Annotated in this window: 17 protein-coding genes; 11 read left to right on the forward strand and 6 right to left on the reverse strand. The window is 61.1% G+C overall.

The genetic code is table 11. The annotated features are described in order from the left end of the window. Positions 1-16: 16 nt before the first annotated feature. From zigA to H096_RS05775, 3 genes are read left to right on the forward strand one after another with little or no spacing between them, the layout of a single operon-like run. Entirely contained in the window at positions 17-1225 is a 1209-nt protein-coding gene (zigA, locus tag H096_RS05765; RefSeq protein ID WP_033897242.1) for a zinc metallochaperone GTPase ZigA, read from the forward strand. Then, the gene (locus H096_RS05770; protein ID WP_033897243.1) at positions 1225-1869 is read left to right on the forward strand and encodes a DUF1826 domain-containing protein; all 645 of its coding nucleotides are present in this window, start codon (positions 1225-1227) and stop codon (positions 1867-1869) included. Before zigA ends, H096_RS05770 begins: the two co-directional genes overlap by 1 nt. A 44-nt stretch (positions 1870-1913) precedes the next feature. Beyond that, the gene (locus H096_RS05775; protein ID WP_033897244.1) at positions 1914-2876 is read left to right on the forward strand and encodes a CobW-like GTP-binding protein; all 963 of its coding nucleotides are present in this window, start codon (positions 1914-1916) and stop codon (positions 2874-2876) included. On the opposite strand, the gene H096_RS05780 is transcribed toward H096_RS05775, so the two are convergent. Then, the gene (locus H096_RS05780; protein ID WP_016978674.1) at positions 2870-3262 is read right to left on the reverse strand and encodes a DUF3301 domain-containing protein; all 393 of its coding nucleotides are present in this window, start codon (positions 3260-3262) and stop codon (positions 2870-2872) included. The two genes, H096_RS05775 and H096_RS05780, sit on opposite strands and share 7 nt — an antisense overlap. 117 nt (positions 3263-3379) lie before the next feature. Between H096_RS05780 and pdxY the strand changes: the two genes are divergently transcribed. After that, positions 3380-4252, forward strand: coding sequence for a pyridoxal kinase PdxY (pdxY, locus tag H096_RS05785; protein ID WP_033897245.1), 873 nt, complete (start codon positions 3380-3382; stop codon positions 4250-4252). Between the two features lie 81 nt (positions 4253-4333). Further along, entirely contained in the window at positions 4334-5362 is a 1029-nt protein-coding gene (locus tag H096_RS05790) for a hypothetical protein (RefSeq protein WP_033897246.1), read from the forward strand. 3 nt (positions 5363-5365) lie between these two features. Here the strand turns inward: H096_RS05790 and H096_RS05795 are convergent, their stop codons facing one another. Next, a complete protein-coding gene (locus H096_RS05795) occupies positions 5366-5851 on the reverse strand; it encodes an acyl-CoA thioesterase (protein WP_033897247.1) in 486 nt (161 codons plus the stop codon). Positions 5852-6142: 291 nt separating this feature from the next. On the opposite strand from H096_RS05795, the gene H096_RS05800 reads away from it, so the two are divergent. After that, positions 6143-7906: a cation:proton antiporter gene (locus tag H096_RS05800; protein WP_033897248.1), complete on the forward strand. Its 1764-nt coding sequence runs from the start codon at positions 6143-6145 to the stop codon at positions 7904-7906. Positions 7907-7922: 16 nt separating this feature from the next. Here H096_RS05800 and H096_RS05805 read toward each other — a convergent pair whose 3' ends face one another. The 3 genes from H096_RS05805 to uvrD form a co-directional block, all read right to left on the reverse strand. Continuing rightward, the gene (locus tag H096_RS05805) at positions 7923-8330 is read right to left on the reverse strand and encodes an SMI1/KNR4 family protein (RefSeq protein WP_017739032.1); all 408 of its coding nucleotides are present in this window, start codon (positions 8328-8330) and stop codon (positions 7923-7925) included. Positions 8331-8465: 135 nt separating this feature from the next. Continuing rightward, a complete protein-coding gene (locus tag H096_RS05810; RefSeq protein WP_033897249.1) occupies positions 8466-9338 on the reverse strand; it encodes a Tim44 domain-containing protein in 873 nt (290 codons plus the stop codon). Positions 9339-9527: 189 nt separating this feature from the next. Continuing rightward, positions 9528-11711, reverse strand: a complete 2184-nt coding sequence (gene uvrD / locus H096_RS05815; protein WP_033897250.1) for a DNA helicase II — start codon at positions 11709-11711, stop codon at positions 9528-9530. Positions 11712-11958: 247 nt separating this feature from the next. Between uvrD and H096_RS05820 the strand changes: the two genes are divergently transcribed. The 3 genes from H096_RS05820 to H096_RS34480 all read left to right on the forward strand — a co-directional run bounded on the left by H096_RS05820 (position 11959) and on the right by H096_RS34480 (position 16151). After that, on the forward strand, positions 11959-14832 hold the full coding sequence (locus H096_RS05820) for a GGDEF domain-containing phosphodiesterase (RefSeq protein WP_033897251.1): 2874 nt from the start codon (positions 11959-11961) through the stop codon (positions 14830-14832). Between the two features lie 161 nt (positions 14833-14993). Beyond that, positions 14994-15860, forward strand: coding sequence for a transcriptional regulator HexR (hexR, locus tag H096_RS05825; RefSeq protein WP_003177007.1), 867 nt, complete (start codon positions 14994-14996; stop codon positions 15858-15860). Positions 15861-15953: 93 nt separating this feature from the next. Further along, entirely contained in the window at positions 15954-16151 is a 198-nt protein-coding gene (locus H096_RS34480) for a hypothetical protein (protein WP_073860054.1), read from the forward strand. On the opposite strand, the gene H096_RS05830 is transcribed toward H096_RS34480, so the two are convergent. Further along, on the reverse strand, positions 16081-17055 hold the full coding sequence (locus tag H096_RS05830; protein WP_033897252.1) for a LysR family transcriptional regulator: 975 nt from the start codon (positions 17053-17055) through the stop codon (positions 16081-16083). The two genes, H096_RS34480 and H096_RS05830, sit on opposite strands and share 71 nt — an antisense overlap. A gap of 196 nt (positions 17056-17251) precedes the next feature. Here H096_RS05830 and H096_RS05835 point away from each other — a divergent pair, with 196 nt between their 5' ends. Then, positions 17252-18667: an acetyl-CoA carboxylase biotin carboxylase subunit gene (locus H096_RS05835; RefSeq protein ID WP_016978663.1), complete on the forward strand. Its 1416-nt coding sequence runs from the start codon at positions 17252-17254 to the stop codon at positions 18665-18667. A gap of 11 nt (positions 18668-18678) precedes the next feature. Then, a complete protein-coding gene (oadA, locus tag H096_RS05840) occupies positions 18679-20487 on the forward strand; it encodes a sodium-extruding oxaloacetate decarboxylase subunit alpha (RefSeq protein WP_016978661.1) in 1809 nt (602 codons plus the stop codon). Positions 20488-20548 lie beyond the last annotated feature (61 nt).

Below are 20548 nucleotides of genomic sequence, written 5' to 3' on the forward strand. Positions count from 1 at the left end.
TGATGAGGAATACCTGATGCCCAATCGTCTCCCCGTTACTGTGTTGTCCGGCTTTCTCGGCGCCGGTAAAAGCACGCTGCTCAACTACGTCCTGCGCAACCGCGAAAACCTGCGGGTGGCGGTGATCGTCAACGACATGAGCGAAATCAACATCGACGGCAGCGAAGTCCAGCGCGACGTCACGCTCAACCGCTCTGAAGAAAAACTGGTGGAGATGAGTAACGGCTGCATCTGCTGCACCCTGCGGGAAGACTTGCTGGAAGAAGTGGGAAAACTCGCCAAGGAAGGTCGTTTCGATTACCTGCTGATCGAGTCCACCGGCATCTCCGAACCCTTGCCTGTGGCCGAAACCTTCACCTTCCGCGACGAAAACGAGCAAAGCCTGGCCGACATCGCGCGCCTGGACACCATGGTCACCGTGGTCGACGGCATGAACTTCCTGCTCGACTACCAGGCGGCCGAAAGCCTGGCGTCGCGGGGTGAAACCCTCGGTGAAGAAGACGAGCGTTCCATCACCGACCTGCTGATTGAGCAGATCGAATTCGCCGACGTGATCCTCATCAGCAAGATCGACCTGATCAGCAGCCGCGAACGCGAAGAGTTGATGGCGATCCTTGAGCGCCTCAATGCCCAGGCGGAAATCATCCCAATGGTCATGGGCGAAGTGCCGCTGAACAAGATCCTCAACACCGGCCGTTTCGACTTTGAACGTGCCGCCCAAGCCCCAGGCTGGCTGCAGGAACTGCGCGGTGAACATGTGCCGGAAACCGAGGAATACGGTATTGCTTCCACCGCTTACCGTGCGCGCCGTCCCTTCCATCCACAGCGTTTCTTCGACTTCATCGACCGCCCGTGGGTCAACGGCAAACTGCTGCGCTCCAAAGGTTTTTTCTGGCTGGCCAGCAAGCACCAGGATGCGGGCAGTTGGTCCCAGGCCGGCGGTTTGATGCGCCATGGTTTTGCCGGGCGCTGGTGGCGCTTTGTGCCAAAAAGCCAGTGGCCTCAGGACGAAGAAAACATCGCGGCGATCATGGGCAACTGGCAACTGAGCACCGGTGATTGCCGCCAGGAACTGGTGTTTATCGGGCAGAACATCGACTTCACTCTACTGCGTGCCGAGTTGGACGCGTGCCTGCTCAACGATGAAGAAATGGCCCAGGGCGTCGACGGTTGGCGCCTGCTGGCCGATCCCTTTGGCCCTTGGTATGAGGAGGCAGCCGCCTGATGCTGGCCCCGGTGATTCCCCTGCGTCCTGTGATTCGCCAGACCCGTGGCGAAACCCCGTTGGCGCTGTCCGACATACTGGAAGATGGCGTCAACCTGGCCGTGTGGGAGCGGCAGTTGCCGTTGCACATCGCCGAGTTCGGCGCCTTGCTGGTGGCGCTCAACGAGCCGTTGGCCGATTCCATGGTGATCGAGCTCAACAACGAAGACGCCGAGCCGAACTTGCAGGGATTGGCGTCCAGCTGCCGAGATCTGGAAGGCTACGAAGGCTTTATCGCCGATGTGTCGTGGCTGGTCAGCGCATTCGCCTGCCTGCTGGGCGCCAAGCGTATTGGCGTGCGTTTGCGGTTGCTGGATAAGGCGATGTGCCCACGTTTTCACGTCGACCATGTGCCGGTGCGACTGATCACCACCTATGCGGGGGTCGGCAGCCAGTGGTTGCGCGAAGGCGTGATGGACCGGCGCAGGCTGAGCCAGCCGGAGGCAGAGCCCACCGAGCGCATCGAACAGATTCGCTGCGGCGAAGTCGCCCTGCTCAAGGGCACCAAATGGCACGGTAATGAGAATCACGGTTTGATCCACCGGTCACCGGCGCTCAAGGCCGATGAGCGCCGATTGATCCTGACACTGGATTGGCTCGCATAACCGCGTAGGATCAAACGCTCTACACGGTCCGAACGATGCCCCTCATGCTGCAGAACATTCCCACCCACGTGATTGCCGGGCCCTTGGGCGCCGGCAAGACCAGCCTTATCAAGCACCTGCTCGCCCAGCGCCCGGCCAACGAGCGCTGGGCGGTGCTGATCAACGAGTTCGGGCAGATCGGCCTGGACGCCGCCTTGCTCACCCAGGATGACGACGGCATTGCCCTGGGCGAAGTCGCCGGAGGCTGCCTGTGCTGCGTGAATGGTGCACCGTTCCAGGTAGGACTGGGTCGTCTGTTGCGTAAGGCCAAGCCCGACCGGCTGTTTATCGAACCGTCGGGCCTGGGCCATCCGGCGCAGTTGCTCAAGCAGTTGCGGCAGGCACCGTGGCAGGGCGTGCTGGCCGTCCAGCCCTGTGTGCTGGTGCTGGATGCCCAGGCGCTGGCAGCACGAAAACCATTGCCGCCAGCGCAGCAAGAGGCTCTGACAAGTGCCGGGTTGCTGGTGTTGAACAAAGATGAAGGGTTGGACGCCGGGCAGCGCCGAGCGATCGAACGGCAGTTGCCCGAATGCCCGCTCTACTGGACCCGCCAGGCGCAATTGCCCCTGCAACAATTACCCGGCCTGAACGCGCAGGCTTCAGCCGCTGTGGATAACATCGAAGTGCCCGAAGGCCAGGCGCAAATGCCGGCGGTGTGGAGCGATCCGACTCAACCGATCTGCCTGAGTCAGACTCAAGAAGGTGGTTGGAGCGTCGGATGGCGCTGGCACCCGAGCCAGCCATTCGATACCCGCCGCCTCGACCAGTGGCTGACAAGCCTTGAATGGCGCCGCGCCAAACTGGTTATCCACAGCGCCGAAGGGTGGGTTTCGACCAACGCGGTGGATAACAGCGAGTTGACTTGGCAGGCCAGCGAATGGCGCCGTGATTCACGTATTGAGTTGATTTTCAGCGAGCCACAGGACCTGGCCGCCTTGCAGGCCGCACTAAAGGCCTGCCGTTACTGACGGTTCTTGGCGTGGTCCTGGCGCCACTGGCTCAGCTCGATCACTTCGGCGCTGGGCAGCGGCGTCTTGATCTCGAACGGGTAGGGCGCCAGTTCGATCTGCGCGCTGTGGGCGCCGAATTGAGTGATGGTCCCCGGATGGCGGGTTTCGCCGGTCACGGTGAATTCAAAGTTGTAGATACGCGCCAGGCGCCGCCGCCCATTGGCATCCTTCACAAACCCGATACGCTTGAGCGCCACCGCGCCGTCCAGCAGTTCGATGTCGAGCTTGGCACAATGCTGCTTGACCCGCTCCAGCGCCCGCTCACGCAGGCCGTGGTTGTGCCACACCCAGGCGGCACCGGTCGCCAGCAGCATCAACACGAAGATGTTTCCCAGGGTCAGCATGCGAAAGACTCCAACAAAGTGAGAGCAGCTTAACTGTGTCGCCGGTCTGTCGTACAGGCTGCGTTTAGTCGCATACTGCGCGGCCAGAATTTCAATGGCTTTACGGAAATCCCGCGCATGAAACGCACACCTCATCTGCTTGCGATCCAGTCTCATGTGGTCTTTGGCCACGCCGGAAACAGCGCTGCCGTATTCCCCATGCAGCGTGTCGGGGTGAACGTCTGGCCGTTGAACACGGTGCAGTTCTCCAACCACACCCAGTATGGCCAATGGGCGGGCGAAGTGTTGGCGCCGCAGCAAATTCCGGCGCTGGTGGAAGGCATTGCGGCGATCGGCGAGCTGGGCAACTGCGACGCCGTGCTGTCCGGCTACCTGGGCAGTGCGGACCAGGGGCGTGCGATTCTCAGCGGCGTGGCGCGCATCAAGGCCATCAACCCCAAGGCCCTGTATTTGTGCGACCCGGTGATGGGCCATCCGGAGAAGGGCTGCATCGTGCCCCAGGAAGTCAGCGATTTCCTGCTGGACGAAGCCGCGGCCATGGCCGATTTCCTGTGCCCTAACCAGCTGGAATTGGACAGTTTTGCCGGGCGTAAGCCGCAATCGCTGTTCGATTGCCTGGCCATGGCCAAGGCGCTGCTGGCACGCGGGCCGAAGGCGGTATTGGTTAAGCACTTGGACTACCCCGGCAAGCTGCCGGACGGTTTCGAGATGCTGCTGGTGACCGCCGAGGGCAGCTGGCACCTGCGCCGGCCATTGCTGGCGTTTCCGCGTCAGCCTGTGGGCGTGGGCGACCTGACCTCGGGGCTGTTCCTGGCGCGGGTACTATTGGGCGACAGCCTGTTGGCAGCGTTCGAGTTCACCGCCGCAGCCGTGCATGAAGTGCTGCTGGAAACCCAGGCCTGCGCCAGTTATGAACTGGAACTGGTGCGCGCCCAGGACCGTATCGCCCATCCTCGCGTGCGGTTCGAAGCGACGCCGATCGAGCTGTAGGAACATTCCTGATTGAGCCAGGCAAAGGGCGTCCGGTACTATCGGCGCCTCTTTGTCCCCTGTGCTTTTCAAGGAAGAACCATGTCATATTTCCTACGGGCTTTTTCCACGCTAAGCCTGGTTTCGCTGCTCAGCGCTTGCAGCATCAACGGTAGCTACCCGGACGCCACCGAACCCGATGCCGCCAAGCTGCGGTTCATCTCCAACACCCAGAACTCCACCCTCGACTTCTTCGACGCCCAGCACTGCGCAGGCCGTACTACCGGCATGCTCAACAACTCCTTGATGACCGACACCCAGCGTCGGGTGGGCATGATCGTGCCGCCGCCGGAAAAAGCCCGTGGTTTGCTGGAGGTCAAGCTGGCGCCTGGCAAGCCGGTGTTCATGCGCATCAACACCAATGGCAGCGGCTACGTGTGCGCCAAGGCGATCAGCTTTACGCCTGAGGCGGGCAAGGAATATGAAGTGACGTTCGACGTGGCCGAGGGCAGTTGCATCACCACCTTCCAACGTCTGCAGCGCTTCAACGGTAAAGACGAGCGTATTCCGCAGCCGATGATCGAAAGCCCGCTGCAAGCGTGCGCCGGCAGCACGCCGATGTTCCCCAAGCAGATTCCAGAAACGCCCAAGCGCGCTGCGTTGATCGGTTCCATCGTTGACACCAACCTGCAGTTGTTCAAGATGATGAACCCGCAAACACCTGTCGAACCGCCGTCGACACCCAAGTCGCTTGAAGATCAGATTGCCAAGCGCAAGGCGGCAATGGGTTCGTTCACGTTGCCGGAGGCCTACTGGACCCAATATCGCCAGAACTTCACCCTGCTCAATGAAGATGCGGCGGCGCAAGAGGCGCGCACGATGGGGCTCTACAACGAAGTGCTGCGCTACCGATTGAGCGTCACCGAAGACGCCGTGTTGGAGCAATGGCTGAATCCGACGGACACCACCACGCGTGATCGTGTGGCAGAGAACGACAAAGTGATGGCCGCCTATTACATCAACACGCGCAAGTCAGTGATGGTTGAAGTGCTCAACCATCACCTGGCGCGCATGGGCCAACTGGATCAGCGCTTTGAGGTGTGCGCGCATTTCGACAAGTGCTGGCACTGATGTCTACAGCGCGTCGGCCTTGATTTCCTGATAGCGCTTTTCCAGCTCCTGGCGGATCTGCCGGCGCTGCTGTGCCTGAACGAACCGGCGTTTGTCTTCGCTGTTCTGCGGTTGCAGCGGCGGCACGGCGGCTGGTTTGCGCTGGTCGTCCACGGCCACCATGGTGAAGAAGCAGCTGTTGGTGTGGCGCACCGAGCGTTCGCGGATGTTTTCGGTCACCACCTTGATGCCTACCTCCATCGAGGTATTGCCGGTGTAGTTGACTGACGCGAGGAAGGTCACCAGCTCGCCGACATGAATCGGCTCGCGGAAAATCACCTGGTCCACCGACAACGTCACGACATAACGGCCGGCATAACGGCTCGCGCAGGCGTAGGCCACTTCGTCGAGGTACTTGAGCAGGGTGCCGCCGTGGACATTGCCTGAGAAGTTGGCCATATCAGGGGTCATCAATACCGTCATCGACAGCTGGGCGTTTCCGGGTTCCATAGCACACTCACGGGTTGTAGGCATTGGTTGGGGGGCACCTCTGCGGGTGCTGGAATCTTTGCTGCGCCTTCCTTAACGGGACGCCGGTGGTCGGCTTGCCGTCACGCGTGTACCGATCTGTTTCCATATATTGCACCGGCTTTCTGTCGGAAGTCGCGGTGTTAACCTTCAAAAGCCCATCTCAGGGCATTTCTTACGATCAAGGCAGACTTTTCCTTTCGCCCTTTGCGACATTTCAAAGGCGCGGGCGGAAGTGGGAAAAGCGCCAGTACCCTCAAGGAGCCCCTCGCCATGCACGCCATCAGCTTTATCCAGGACCTGGCCGTGATCATGCTGGTGGCAGGGGTTGTCACCATCCTGTTTCACCGCCTCAAGCAGCCGGTGGTGCTGGGCTACATCGTCGCCGGGTTCATCATCGGCCCACACACCCCGCCGTTCGGCCTGATCCACGACGAAGACACCATCAAGACCCTCGCCGAGCTGGGGGTGATCTTCCTGATGTTCTGCCTGGGCCTGGAGTTCAGCCTGCGCAAGCTGTTCAAGGTCGGCGCCACAGCCTTCATCGCGGCTTTCCTGGAAATCATCCTGATGATCTGGATCGGCTACGAAATCGGCCGCTGGTTCGACTGGAACACCATGGACTCGCTGTTCCTCGGCGCGATTCTGGCGATTTCCTCCACCACTATCATCGTCAAGGCACTCAATGACCTGAAGATGAAAAACCAGCGCTTCGCCCAGCTGATTTTCGGCGTGCTGATCGTCGAGGACATCCTCGGCATCGGCATCATCGCCTTGCTGTCGAGCATTGCCGTCAGCGGCACGGTCAGCTCCGGCGAAGTGTTTTCCACGGTCGGCAAGCTGTCGCTGTTCATGATCGTCGCGCTGGTCATCGGCATTTTGCTGGTGCCACGTTTGCTGGCCTACGTGGCCAAGTTCGAAAGCAACGAGATGCTGCTGATCACCGTACTGGGCCTGTGTTTCGGTTTCTGCCTGCTGGTGGTCAAGCTGGAGTACAGCATGGTGCTGGGCGCGTTCCTGATCGGCGCGATCATGGCCGAATCCCGTCAGTTGATTAAGATCGAGCGCCTGATCGAGCCGGTTCGCGACATGTTCAGCGCCATCTTCTTCGTGGCCATCGGCTTGATGATCGACCCTCAGATCCTGCTGCAATACGCCTGGCCGATTGCGGTGATCACCGTGGCGGTGGTGCTGGGCAAGATGTTGTCCTGTGGCCTGGGGGCGTTTATCGCCGGCAATGACGGCCGTACCTCACTGCGCGTGGGCATGGGGCTGTCACAGATTGGCGAGTTTTCCTTCATCATCGCGGCGTTGGGGATGACGTTGCAGGTGACCAGTGACTTCCTCTACCCCGTCGCCGTGGCGGTTTCAGCCATTACCACACTGCTCACGCCGTACCTGATTCGCGGTGCCGACCCACTGTCCTTGAAGATCGCGGCGATCATGCCGCAGCGAATGAGCCGGGTGTTCGGCATGTACGGCGAATGGCTGCGCAGTATCCAGCCTCAAGGTGAAGGCGCAATGCTGGCGTCGATGATCCGCAAGATCATCCTGCAAGTCGGGGTGAACCTGGCGCTGGTGGTGGCGATCTTCTTCGCCGGCAGCTTTTTCGCGGCGCGTATTGGTGGGTATCTGGAAGGCTGGATCAGCGATCCGAGCTGGCAGAAGGCATTGATCTGGGGCGGGGCGTTGTTGTTGTCGCTGCCCTTCCTGATTGCGGCGTATCGCAAACTCAAGGCGCTGTCGATGCTGTTGGCGGAGATGAGCGTGAAGCCCGAAATGGCCGGGCGGCATACCCAGCGCGTACGGCGGGTGATTGCAGAGCTGATCCCGATCCTGTCGCTGTTGGTGATCTTCCTGCTATTGGCAGCCTTGTCGGCCAGTATTCTGCCGACCAACAAGTTGCTGGTGCTGATTGCCGTGGTCACGGCGGCGGTGGCGGCCGTGCTCTGGCGGTGGTTCATCCGCGTGCATACGCGGATGCAGGTCGCCTTGCTGGAGACGCTGGATAACCACAAGGATACGCCCGAGCACTAAGCGCCTGGGTGTGGGCTCAGCTTTCCAGCCAGACGTCCCGCGCCCAGTGCCACACCGATTCCCAGGTTTCTTCGGTAACGAGTTCTTCTTCGCCGGACCACAGCACCACGGTGCCGTCTTCTTCAACGCAGTAGTAGTCGTCACCGTCCTGGCAGATCGGGATCATGCTGCGATCAACACCCGCATCCCAGGCATTGGCAGCCACGTCGGGCAAGTAGGTATGGGATTGCGGGTCGGTAACGGTCACCGGTTCCAGGCTGCCGTACACCACATCGCTGACGGTCAGCAGAAATTCACGGAAGACAAACGGGATATCGATGAACAGTTGTTCCTCGATTTCCACCAGTTGGTCTTCGTCAGGCAGCTCCAGCGGAACCGGGACCGGTTCGTTGGCTTCACGCAATTGTTCGATGATTTCTTCCACGGCCGGGATCCTCTTGCTAGATGGCGCGGTTTATAGGGGCGTTTTATACAGTAGCTCGCTATAAGTGCAACCGTGAAATAGAAAACCCCGGACAGGTCCGGGGTTTTTTGTATCTGCGTGCTAAGCGTGAAGGGATCAGCCGTTCTGGCGGATACCGGCGACCAGCCAAGGCTGGTTATCGCCTTGTGGGCGTTCCATGTTCCAGCTTTCGCTGAACACTTCGCCCTGGTCGAAACGCGAGGTCTTCGACACACCGCTGAAGGTCAGGGTGGCGATGGTCTTGTCGGCGCGATCATCCACACCGTCCAACTGCACGCGCAGGTCGTCGATGTAAGTCGACTGGAATGCATCGCCAATCTCAGCGCGTTCGCGCTTGAGGAACTCCAGCAGTTGCGGGGTCACGAACTCGGCAATTTTGTCCATTTCGTTGGCGTCCCAGTGCTGCTGCAGGGACTGGAAGTGGCTGCGGGCCGCTTCGACGAAACGCTCTTCGTTGAACCAGGCCGGCGCGTTGATCACCGGGCGGGCTGCAGCAGGGGCTGCCGAACCGCCGAAGATCGAGCCCATGGCTGGTTTTTGCTCGAACACTTCACGCTGCATCGGCGCGCCGGCTGGAGCCAGGTGCTCCTGCTGCTTGCGGCGACGGGCGGCGATAAAGCGGAAGATCACAAAGGCGATGACCGCCAGGATCAGCATGTCGAAGATCTGCATGCCCTGGAAGCCGCCGCCCATGAACATGGAAGCAAGCAGGCCACCGGCAGCGATACCGGCCAGAGGGCCCAACCAGCGCGAAGCACCGCCGGCCTTGGCAGCGGCGCCAGCAGCACCGGCTGCGCCTGCGGTCGCGGCTGCACCGCCCATGCCGCCGGCGGATGGAGCCATTTGGCTGGTCTGGTGAGTCGGGGCTGCGCCCGAGCTTTTGCCGCCACCGAAGCGTTTGGCGTTGGCGTCGATGCTCATCGTCAGGCCGATGCACAACGCCATGGCGATGCTAAGAAAACGTTTCATAAAGGGAATTCCCATTTGTGGATTGCACGCGCGCCATGTTGCACAGGTGGAGTGACAGTGGCTAGCGACATAATGTTTCGGGCTTTTGCGTAGGACCGATTCAGAATGGTCTGTAGGACTTATTACTGATATTGGCCCGCGCCTGTTAAAAACAAGGGCGGGCCAATAAGCTTCATGTTGGGAAATGTTTCAGACGGCTTCGAGCTTCGCGTAGCCCATCATCAGCCACTTGCTGCCTTCAGCGAAGTTCACCTGCACCCGGGCCTGTGCACCAGCGCCTTCGAAGTTGAGGATCACGCCTTCGCCGAACACCGAATGCCTGACCTGCTGGCCAAGGCTGAACTGGGTTTCCGGAATCTCGGAACCCGCGAACATACTGCTGGAGTTCTGCTGCTGCCCGCCGCCGAACGGGCGGCTGACGCTGTTGGACAGGCGCACTTCCTGGATCAGACCCTTCGGTACTTCACGTACGAAGCGCGACACCTTGTTGTAAGTCTCGCTGCCGTACAGGCGTCGGGTCTCGGCGTAGGTCATCACCAGGTTCTGCATGGCGCGGGTGATACCCACGTACGCCAGGCGGCGTTCTTCCTCAAGACGGCCGGGCTCTTCCAGGCTCATCTTGTGCGGGAACAGGCCTTCTTCCATGCCCACCAGGAACACGTACGGGAATTCCAGGCCCTTGGCGCTGTGCAAGGTCATCAGCTGGATGCTGTCTTCATGCTCATCCGCCTGGGTATCGCCGGCTTCCAGCGACGCATGGCCGAGGAAAGCAGCCAGCGGCGTCAGCTCTTCATCTTCCTCGGTGTTTTCGAAGGCACGGGCAGCGCTTACCAGTTCCTCAAGGTTTTCTACCCGGGCCTGGCCTTTCTCGCCTTTTTCCGCCTCGTGGTAGGCGATCAGCCCGGACTGTTCGATCACCGTCTGGGTCATCAGGTGCAACGGCATTTCCGCGCACTTGGCTGCCAGGTTCTCGATCAGTTCGACAAACACACCCAAAGCGCCGGCTGCGCGGCCGGTCAGGCCTTTATTGACGATGAGCAAGCGCATGGCTTCCCACATCGACACATCGGCATGGCGCGCGTGGTCGCGAATCGCCTCGACGGTTTTCTCGCCGATGCCGCGCGCCGGGATGTTGATCACCCGTTCCAGCGCCGCATCGTTGCCGCGACCTTCCAGCAAACGCAGGTAGGCCATGGCGTTCTTGATTTCGGCACGCTCGAAGAAGCGCTGGCCACCATAGATGCGGTACGGGATGCGTTCGCGCAGCAAGGCTTCTTCCAATACCCGCGATTGGGCGTTGGAACGGTACAGAATCGCGATGTCACTGCGCGCCAGGCCGGTTTTCAGCGCGCTTTCGATGGTTTCCACCACGTAGCGTGCTTCATCGTGCTCATTGAAGGCGGCGTACAGGTTGATCGCCTCGCCTTCGCCGCCGTCGGTCCACAGCTCTTTGCCCAGGCGCCCGGTGTTGTTGGCGATCAAGGCGTTGGCGGCCTTGAGGATCCCGGCGGTGGAGCGGTAGTTCTGTTCCAGACGGATGGTCACCGCGTCCGGGAAGTCTTCGGAGTACTGGTAGATGTTCTCGATTTTCGCGCCACGCCAGCCGTAGATCGACTGGTCGTCGTCGCCCACTACCATCAGGCTGTCGCCGCCCTTGGCCAGCAGGCGCAACCAGGCGTACTGCACGGCGTTGGTGTCCTGGAACTCGTCCACCAGGATGTGGCGGAAGCGTTTCTGGTAATGGGCCAACAGGCCTGGGTTGTCGCGCCACAGGTCGAGGGCGCGCAGCAGCAGCTCGGAGAAGTCGATGACCCCGGCGCGTGCACAGGCGGCCTCGTAGGCTTCATAGATGCTGCGCATGGTCGCCAGGAACAAATCGCCGCTGGCCTGGATATGTTGCGGGCGCAGGCCTTCGTCTTTCTGGCCGTTGATAAACCACTGTGCCTGACGCGCTGGCCAACGCTGTTCGTCGAGGCCCAGCTCGCGTATCACGCGCTTGACCAGGCGTTGCTGGTCATCGCTGTCGAGGATCTGGAAGGTCTGGGCCAGGCCCGCCTCCTGCCAGTGCGCCCGCAGCAGGCGGTGCGCCAGGCCGTGGAAGGTGCCGACCCACATGCCGGCCGGGCTGATGCCCATCAACTGCTCGATGCGGTGGCGCATCTCGGCAGCGGCCTTGTTGGTGAAGGTCACCGACAGGATGGAATGCGGGGACGCGTTTTCGACCTGGATCAACCAGGCGATACGGTGCACCAGCACTCGGGTTTTACCGGAGCCAGCACCGGCCAGGACCAACTGACGGCCAACGGGGGCCGCTACGGCCTGGCGTTGGGCATCGTTGAGGGAGTTCAGCAAAAGGGAGAGATCATCGCGCATCGGCGCATTCTAGGGTGCCCGGGGGAGTGGGGCAAATACCAATGCCGGGTGGTCGACGGAAAACCGCCAGGGTGATGACCGGTCGGTCAATGGCCACAGCCCGCGCCGCGTCTCGCTCAAGCCGTCTGGCCCGGAAGTTTGCGCTGTACGACCGTGCAGTTTTTATGACGCAGAGCAGTTTGGCCCAGGCGCTTGCTTGTGTATGCTCCGTCGACGTTTCGGGCTCACCATTATAAGAACACTGCCTATGACCCTCAGCACCGACCTGCTCGGCCCCTCGACGGCACCCGCGCAGGTTCTTCGCAAACACTACGCCACGGAGATGGCGGTCGAGCGTACGCGCCTGCTGTATCAGGGCTCGCTGCTGCCGACCCTGTTGATGCTGGTCAATGGCCTGGTCTGCGCCTGGCTATTGTGGAACCCCCAGCAATACTTGCTGGACAGCATCTGGCTGGTCTGGCTGCTGGCCCTGGTGGCGATGCGCGTGATCCAGGTGGCGGCGTTCGACTCGGCCATGCCCAGTCGCCAGGCCCAGCCGGTGTGGCGGCGGATGTTCATGCTCGGCTCGGCCGTCAGCGGCCTGACCCTGGCCACGGCTGCCATTGCGCTGGTGCCGGTCGACAGCTTCATGCAACAAGCCTGGGTGTTCGGCCTGATCGGCGCGGCTACGCTGTCGGCCAGCGTGGCCTATGCCGTGAGCCTGCCAGCGTTTTTGTCGTTTGCCTTGCCGTGCCTGGTGCCGGCCATCCTCTACCTGTTCTGGACCGGCGACCCGCAGCAGCGCGGTTGGGGCGTGCTTGGCCTGATCCTGCTGGCGTCCTTGAGCCTGGTGGCGTGGCAGGTCAATCGCCTGATCCAACGCGGGCTGCTGCGCCGTTTTCAGAACCAGGCGTTGATTGAGCATCTGCAGCAGGCGCAACAGCGCAGCGAGCAACTCAATCAGGAACTGGTGCGCGAAGTGGAACAGCGCCGCCAGGTCGAGCAAGAGCTGCGCGAAGCCCAGATCGGTCTGCAAGACCGCGTGGACCAACGCAGCCAGGAACTGGACGCCGCCAGCCTGGCCCTGAATAAAAGCGAAGCGCGCCTGGCCATGGCGCTGCAAGCCAGTGAGTTGGGCCTGTGGGACTGGAACCTGCAAACCGACGAAGTCCATCACACCCAGCTCAAGGAACTGTTCGGCCTGGAGCCGGAATATGTCACGGCGATGCTCAGCCATCTCAAGCCACGCCTGCATCCCGAAGATCTGCCGCTGCTCAAGCGTGCCTTGGTGGAACACCTCAAGGGCCGCAGCGAGGACTACCTGGTGGAGTACCGCGTGCGTCATGGCGATGGGCACTGGGTGTGGATCGAAGACCGTGGCCGCGCCGTGGAGCGCGCGCCCAGTGGACGGGTCACGCGCATGCTCGGCACGCGGCGGGATATCAGCGCCGGCAAGGCCCTGGAAGAACAGCAGCGCTTGGCCTCGACCGTATTCGAGGCCGCCAGCGAAGGCATCGTGATCCTCGATCCAGACTACAAGCTGATTGCCGTCAACCAGGCGTTCAGCCGTGTCACTGGCTTTGAAACCGACGACATGATTGGCCGCAATGTGGTCGAACTGCCTAGCAGCCGCGATGCCCGCCGCCACTTCCCGGTGATCCGCCAGGCATTGCTCAGCCACGGCACCTGGCAGGGTGAGCTGGTGGAAACGCGCAAGAACGGCGAGCTGTACCCGCAGTGGCTGCAATTGAATGTTGTGCGTGATATCCGGGGAAAAGTCAGCCATATCGTGGGCTTCTTCGCCGATCTCTCGGCGCGGCGTGAATCTGAAGAGCGCATGCGCTACCTCACCCATTACGACGAGCTGACCGGCCTGGCCAACCGCTCGCTGTTCCGCGAACGGCTGCGCGAGGCCCATCAGCGGGTACGCCAGGGCGGTCGCAGCCTGGCGTTACTGCACATCAACCTCGACCGTTTCAAATTGCTCAATGACAGCCTTGGCCATGAAGTCGCCGACCAACTGCTGCAAAAAATGGCGCGCCGCCTGATCAACGCGTTACCTGAGGCTGACACCATCGCGCGTCTGTCCGGCGACGAATTCGCCGTGCTGTTCGACGCCTACGGCAACCTGTCGAGCCTGGCGCGGGTCGCCACGCGGTTGCTGGCCAAACTGCGGGTGCCGGTGACGGTGGACGGGCATGAGCTGGTGGTGAGTGCCTCGATGGGCGTCAGCCTGTTGCCGGACAATGCGCGGGAAATTTCTGCATTGGTCAGCCAATCCAACATGGCCATGCAACATGCCAAGCACCTGGGCGGCAACAATTTCCAGTTCTACACCGACAGCCTGCAAGCCAGCACCCTGGAGCGTTTGCAGCTGGAAAACCATCTGCGCAAGGCCATCGAAGAGCGCCAGCTCACGGTGTTCTACCAACCCAAGCTGTGCCTGGCCACCGGCAAGCTGAATGCCGCCGAAGCGTTGATCCGCTGGGACCATCCGCAGTGGGGCATGGTGCCGCCGGGGGACTTTATTGGCCTGGCCGAAGAGACCGGCCTGATCGTGCCATTGGGCGAATTCGTGTTGCGCGAGGCCTGCTGGCAGGCGTGTGAATGGCAGCGCCAGGGGCTGGCGCCGATCCGGGTATCGGTGAACCTTTCGGTGCATCAACTGCGCCAGGGCAAGCTGGTCAGCCTGGTGCGCCAGGTGCTCGAAGAAACTGGCCTGGACCCGCAATACCTGGAGCTGGAGCTGACCGAAAGCCAATTGCTCGACAGCGTCGAACACATCATCGCCACGTTCCAGCAACTGCGGGACCTGGGCGTGAAGCTGGCGATCGACGATTTCGGCACGGGTTATTCGTCCCTGAGCTACCTCAAGCGCATTCCCGTGGACTACGTGAAGATCGACCAGACTTTCATCCGTGGGCTGGGCCAGGGGCGTGAAGACGCCGCTATCACCCGCGCCATTATCGCTATGGCCCACGGCCTTGCGCTCAAGGTGGTGGCCGAAGGCGTGGAAGATCAGCAGCAGTTGGACTTCCTGCGCGGTGAGCGTTGTGATGAGGTACAGGGCTACTTGATCAGTCGGCCGATGCAGGCCGAAGGGCTGGCAGATTTGTTACGGAAAAATGCAGATTTTCCCTAGTGATGCCTGGGGCGCCCCTGTGGCTACAACTTGGCCGCCCTTAGATTCAAAGGGGAGCAGGGCGATTTAGTGATGCGTCGGACGGGCAAAACGACAATTCTTGTAGTATAACTACAAGCTTGCTACATCCCTGGCCCTGCCCATAACAAGAGTCCTGCCCTTTGAACCTGTTGCAACATATCGCCCAGTCGCGCCACCTGTTACGCAAATCGGAACTCAAGGTTGCCGATCACGTGCTGCTTGACCCTGCGGCTGTGATGCACAGTTCCATGGCCGACCTGGCGCACAGCGTGGGCATCAGCGAACCGACCATCGTGCGCTTCTGCCGCGCCATCGGTTGCTCTGGGTTCCAGGACTTGAAACTCAAGTTGGCGCAAAGCCTGGCCGCCGGTGCCAGCTTCGGCCAATTCGCGATCCATGAAGACGACTCCGTCGCCGACTACAGCCTGAAGATCTTCGACACCACCCTGCATACCCTGATGGAAGTGCGCGAGAAGCTCGACCCGGTGGAGTTGCAAAAGGCCGTGACCGCCATGTCCCAGGCCCAGCGTGTCGAGTTCTATGGCTTTGGTGCTTCGGGCGCGGTGGCCGCCGATGCCCAGCACAAATTCTTCCGTTTGCTGCTCACTGCCGCGGCCTACAGCGACCCGCACATGCAAGCCATGTCGGCGGTGACCTTGAAGCCTACGGATGTGGCGATCTGCATTTCCCAGTCGGGCCGCTCCAAAGATTTGCTGATTACCGCCAACCTGGTGCGTGAAAGCGGCGCTTCGCTGATTACCCTGTGCCCGAGCCAGACGCCGTTGGCGGAACTGTCCACGGTCAACCTGGCAATCGATGTGCACGAAGACACCGAGATCTACACGCCGCTGACTTCGCGCATCGCCCACCTGGTGGTGATCGACGTGCTGGCGATGGGCGTGGCCATGGCGCGCGGGCCGAGCCTGGTCAACCACCTCAAGAGCGTGAAGCGCAGCTTGCGCAGCCTGCGGTTGTCGCCCAAGTCCGTCAAAGCATTGGATGATTGATCAAAGTTTCATCAGTTTGTAACCCCCGCGCCGCCAAACCGTCATCGCCCAGGGCCATCCTGAACTCCCCGTACTCGCATTGGGAGACTCCAAATGGCCCGGCCCTACGAAGACAGCAACAGCTCCGTCAAAACCCGTCGTCAGCAGGAAGACCAGCGCCGCATGGCGTTCCGTCGCGCAATCGAAGACCGTTGCGAGGAGCGTCAGCTGCTCCAGAGCATTAGTGACTACCCGGAACTCCACTGGCAGGCACCCGCGGCTGCCCAGCGAAACGCTCAGCCAGCGCGCTGATCTGCACCCGCTCGCTGCGGATAAAGCCCAGGAACGCGTGGGCCACCGGTGACAGGCGCTTGGCCTTGGCTTGCACCAGGCACCAACTGCGGTACAGCGGCAGCTCTTCCACCGGCAGCTCCTTGAGCCCGCCGGTGGCCAGCTCCATGTTGACCGCATGACGCGTCAGTAGCGCCACGCCCAACCCCGCGCAAACACACTCGCGCTGCGCCTCGGCCGAGGCCACTTCCACCGTCTGGGTGAAGTGCACGCGTTTCTCCTTGAAATACTCCTCGCACGCCAGTCGCGTACCGGAACCCGGTTCGCGCAGCAGCAGCGTGTAGGGTTCCAGGTCCTGCAGGCGCAGCGGCCCTTGCAGGCTCAACGGATGGTCGGGTGGCGCCACCGCGACGATCGGATTGTTGAGGAATGGCAGGAATTCCAGGCCCATGTCCTGAGGCACCATGGACATGATCACCAGGTCATCGCGATTGTCCGAAAGCCGGCGAATCACCTGGGCGCGGTTCACCACCGTGAGGTGTAACTGCACCTCGGGATGTTGGCGCTTGAAGGCAGCAAACAGGTGCGGCACGAAGTACTTGGCGCTGGATTCAATCGCCAGCTTCAACTGGCCTTGCAGCGAACCCTGCATGTCCGACAGCTGCATATCGAGGTTTTCCAGGCGCCCGAAAATATCCCGGCTGGCTCGCTGCAAGGCTTCAGCGGCCTCGGTCATGTAGAGCTTTTTGCCGACATAATCGAACAGCGGCTGCCCGATCAGCTCTTCCAGCTGGCGAATTTGTAGGCTAACGGCCGGTTGTGTGAGGGACATTTCCTCGGCGGCGCGGCTGTAGGAGCGCAAATCGCACACTTCATTGAAGATCTGCAATTGACGCAATGTCATACGCATCAATGACTTACGCATTTTTAGCACGTTCCTGCTGAATCTAATGAGTTCAACTATAAGTCTTTACTTATGCACGACCCAATAATTATTGATTTTTGTTAATCCCTCGGCGGGCTTAGTGTGTGTCTCGCGACTGTCATGAAACATTTGGTCACGCGCCGACCCGGATCCAGCGGGTCGAAGAACGCAGCAATCGGCTCAAGGGAATTTCCAAGTGATAAAAAAGATCCTGATCGCCAACCGTGGTGAAATTGCCGTACGCATCGTGCGTGCCTGCGCCGAGATGGGCATTCGCTCGGTCGCGGTCTACTCCGACGCCGACCGTCACGCGTTGCACGTCAAGCGTGCCGACGAAGCCCACAGCATTGGCGCCGAGCCCCTGGCCGGTTACCTGAACCCGCGCAAGCTGGTGAACCTGGCGGTGGAAACCGGTTGTGACGCGCTGCATCCTGGCTACGGCTTCCTGTCGGAAAACGCCGAACTGGCGGATATCTGCGCCGAACGTGGTATCAAGTTCATCGGCCCGTCGGCGGAAGTGATCCGCCGCATGGGCGACAAGACCGAAGCGCGCCGCAGCATGATCAAGGCCGGTGTGCCGGTCACGCCGGGCACCGAAGGCAACGTCGCGGATATCCATGAGGCCCTCACCGAAGGCGACCGCATCGGTTACCCAGTGATGCTCAAGGCCACTTCCGGTGGCGGCGGCCGTGGTATCCGTCGTTGCAACAGCCGCGAAGAACTTGAACAAGCCTTCCCCCGTGTTATCTCCGAAGCCACTAAGGCCTTCGGTTCGGCGGAAGTGTTCCTGGAAAAATGCATCGTCAATCCCAAGCACATCGAGGCGCAGATCCTCGGTGACAGCTTCGGCAACGTGGTGCATCTGTTCGAGCGCGATTGCTCGATCCAGCGTCGTAACCAGAAGCTCATCGAAATCGCTCCAAGCCCGCAACTGACCCCAGAACAGCGCGCCTACATCGGCGACCTGTCGGTACGCGCCGCCAAGGCGGTGGGTTACGAGAACGCCGGCACCGTGGAGTTCCTGCTCGCCGAGGGCGAGGTGTACTTCATGGAGATGAACACCCGCGTGCAGGTGGAACACACCATCACCGAAGAAATCACCGGGATCGACATCGTCCGCGAGCAGATTCGCATCGCTTCCGGCCTGCCGTTGTCGGTGAAACAGGAAGACATCCAGCACCGTGGTTTCGCGTTGCAGTTCCGCATCAACGCCGAAGACCCGAAAAACAACTTCCTCCCAAGCTTCGGCAAGATCACCCGTTACTACGCACCCGGCGGCCCCGGCGTGCGCACCGACACGGCGATCTACACCGGTTACACCATCCCGCCGTTCTACGACTCCATGTGCCTGAAACTGGTGGTGTGGGCGTTGACCTGGGAAGAAGCCATGGATCGTGGCCTGCGCGCCCTGGACGACATGCGCCTGCAAGGCGTGAAGACCACCGCCGCTTACTACCAGGAAATCCTGCGCAACCCGGAATTCCGCAGCGGCCAGTTCAACACCAGCTTCGTTGAAGCCCACCCTGAACTGACCAACTACTCGATCAAGCGCAAACCCGAAGAGCTGGCCTTGGCCATCGCCGCCGCCATCGCCGCCCACGCAGGCCTGTGAGGAATACAACAATGTCCAAGAAAATCTTTGTCACCGACACCATCCTGCGCGACGCCCACCAATCGTTGCTCGCGACCCGCATGCGCACCGACGACATGCTGCCGATCTGCGACAAGCTCGACAAAGTCGGCTACTGGTCCCTGGAAGTCTGGGGCGGCGCGACCTTCGACGCCTGCGTACGCTTCCTGAAAGAAGATCCGTGGGAGCGCCTGCGCAAACTGCGCGCCGCGTTGCCTAACACTCGCCTGCAAATGCTGCTGCGCGGCCAGAACCTGCTGGGCTACCGCCACTACAGCGACGACGTGGTCAAGGCGTTTGTGGCCAAGGCTGCCGTCAACGGTATCGACGTATTCCGCATTTTCGACGCGATGAACGACGTGCGTAACCTGCGCGTGGCGATCGAAGCGGTAAAAGCAGCCGGCAAACATGCCCAAGGCACCATCGCCTATACCACCAGCCCGGTGCATACCGTCGAAGCGTTCGTGGCCCAGGCCAAGCAACTGGAAGCCATGGGTTGCGACTCGATCGCGATCAAGGACATGGCCGGCCTGCTGACGCCGTACGCCACTGGCGAACTGGTCAAGGCGCTGAAGGCCGAGCAGACCCTGCCGATCTTCATCCACTCCCATGACACCGCTGGTTTGGCCGCGATGTGCCAACTCAAGGCCATCGAAAACGGTGCCGACCACATCGACACCGCCATTTCCAGCTTCGCCTGGGGCACCAGCCACCCAGGGACCGAGTCGATGGTCGCCGCTCTTAAAGGCAGCGAGTTCGACACCGGTCTGAGCCTGGAACTGCTGCAGGAAATCGGCCTGTACTTCTACGCTGTGCGTAAGAAATACCACCAGTTCGAAAGCGAATTCACCGCCGTCGACACCCGTGTGCAAGTCAATCAGGTGCCGGGCGGGATGATTTCCAACCTGGCCAACCAGTTGAAAGAGCAGGGCGCCCTCAACCGCATGAGCGAAGTGCTGGCCGAAATCCCGCGCGTGCGTGAAGACCTCGGCTTCCCGCCGCTGGTGACCCCAACTTCGCAGATCGTCGGCACCCAGGCGTTCTTCAACGTGCTGGCCGGCGAGCGTTACAAGACCATCACCAACGAAGTGAAGCTCTACCTGCAAGGCGGCTACGGCAAGGCGCCGGGCACCGTGAACGAGAAGTTGCGTCGCCAAGCCATCGGCAGCGAAGAAGTGATCGACGTGCGCCCGGCTGATTTGCTCAAGCCGGAAATGACCAAGCTGCGCGGCGAAATCGGTGCGTTGGCCAAGTCCGAAGAAGACGTGCTGACCTACGCCATGTTCCCGGACATCGGGCGCAAGTTCCTCGAAGAGCGCGATGCCGGCACCCTGGCGCCGGAAGTGTTGCTGCCCATCCCAGAAGCCGGCGGCGTGGCCCGTGCCGGTGGCGAAGGCGTGCCGACCGAGTTCGTCATCGACGTGCACGGCGAAAGCTACCGCGTGGACATCACCGGTGTCGGCGTGAAGGCTGAAGGCAAGCGCCACTTCTACCTGTCCATCGATGGCATGCCGGAAGAAGTGGTATTCGAACCGCTCAACGAGTTTGTCAGCGGCGGCAGCAGCAACCGCAAGCACGCCACCGCGCCGGGTCATGTCAGCACTGCAATGCCGGGCAACATCGTCGACGTGCTGGTCAAGGAAGGCGACGTGGTCAAGGCCGGCCAGGCCGTGCTGATCACTGAAGCCATGAAGATGGAAACCGAAGTGCAGGCAGCCATTGCCGGCAAGGTGACCGCCGTTCATGTGGCCAAGGGCGACCGGGTCAACCCTGGCGAAATCCTGATTGAAATCGAAGGCTGATCCAGCCTTCGACACTACCGTTTAATCCTCGGGGGGGCAGGTGCTCCCCTTTTTTTTCGCC

This window comes from Pseudomonas sp. FH1, assembly GCF_000510895.2.
GTDB classification, from domain to species: Bacteria; Pseudomonadota; Gammaproteobacteria; order Pseudomonadales; family Pseudomonadaceae; genus Aquipseudomonas; species Aquipseudomonas azotoformans_A.

Coding starts and splice junctions, on each gene's coding strand:
- zigA (WP_033897242.1), top strand. CDS start 17: ATGCCCAATCGTCTCCCCGTTACTGTGTTGTCCGGCTTTCTCGGCGCC.
- H096_RS05770 (WP_033897243.1), top strand. CDS start 1,225: ATGCTGGCCCCGGTGATTCCCCTGCGTCCTGTGATTCGCCAGACCCGT.
- H096_RS05775 (WP_033897244.1), top strand. CDS start 1,914: ATGCTGCAGAACATTCCCACCCACGTGATTGCCGGGCCCTTGGGCGCC.
- H096_RS05780 (WP_016978674.1), bottom strand. CDS start 3,262: ATGCTGACCCTGGGAAACATCTTCGTGTTGATGCTGCTGGCGACCGGT.
- pdxY (WP_033897245.1), top strand. CDS start 3,380: ATGAAACGCACACCTCATCTGCTTGCGATCCAGTCTCATGTGGTCTTT.
- H096_RS05790 (WP_033897246.1), top strand. CDS start 4,334: ATGTCATATTTCCTACGGGCTTTTTCCACGCTAAGCCTGGTTTCGCTG.
- H096_RS05795 (WP_033897247.1), bottom strand. CDS start 5,851: ATGGAACCCGGAAACGCCCAGCTGTCGATGACGGTATTGATGACCCCT.
- H096_RS05800 (WP_033897248.1), top strand. CDS start 6,143: ATGCACGCCATCAGCTTTATCCAGGACCTGGCCGTGATCATGCTGGTG.
- H096_RS05810 (WP_033897249.1), bottom strand. CDS start 9,338: ATGAAACGTTTTCTTAGCATCGCCATGGCGTTGTGCATCGGCCTGACG.
- uvrD (WP_033897250.1), bottom strand. CDS start 11,711: ATGCGCGATGATCTCTCCCTTTTGCTGAACTCCCTCAACGATGCCCAA.
- H096_RS05820 (WP_033897251.1), top strand. CDS start 11,959: ATGACCCTCAGCACCGACCTGCTCGGCCCCTCGACGGCACCCGCGCAG.
- H096_RS34480 (WP_073860054.1), top strand. CDS start 15,954: ATGGCCCGGCCCTACGAAGACAGCAACAGCTCCGTCAAAACCCGTCGT.
- H096_RS05830 (WP_033897252.1), bottom strand. CDS start 17,055: ATGCGTAAGTCATTGATGCGTATGACATTGCGTCAATTGCAGATCTTC.
- oadA (WP_016978661.1), top strand. CDS start 18,679: ATGTCCAAGAAAATCTTTGTCACCGACACCATCCTGCGCGACGCCCAC.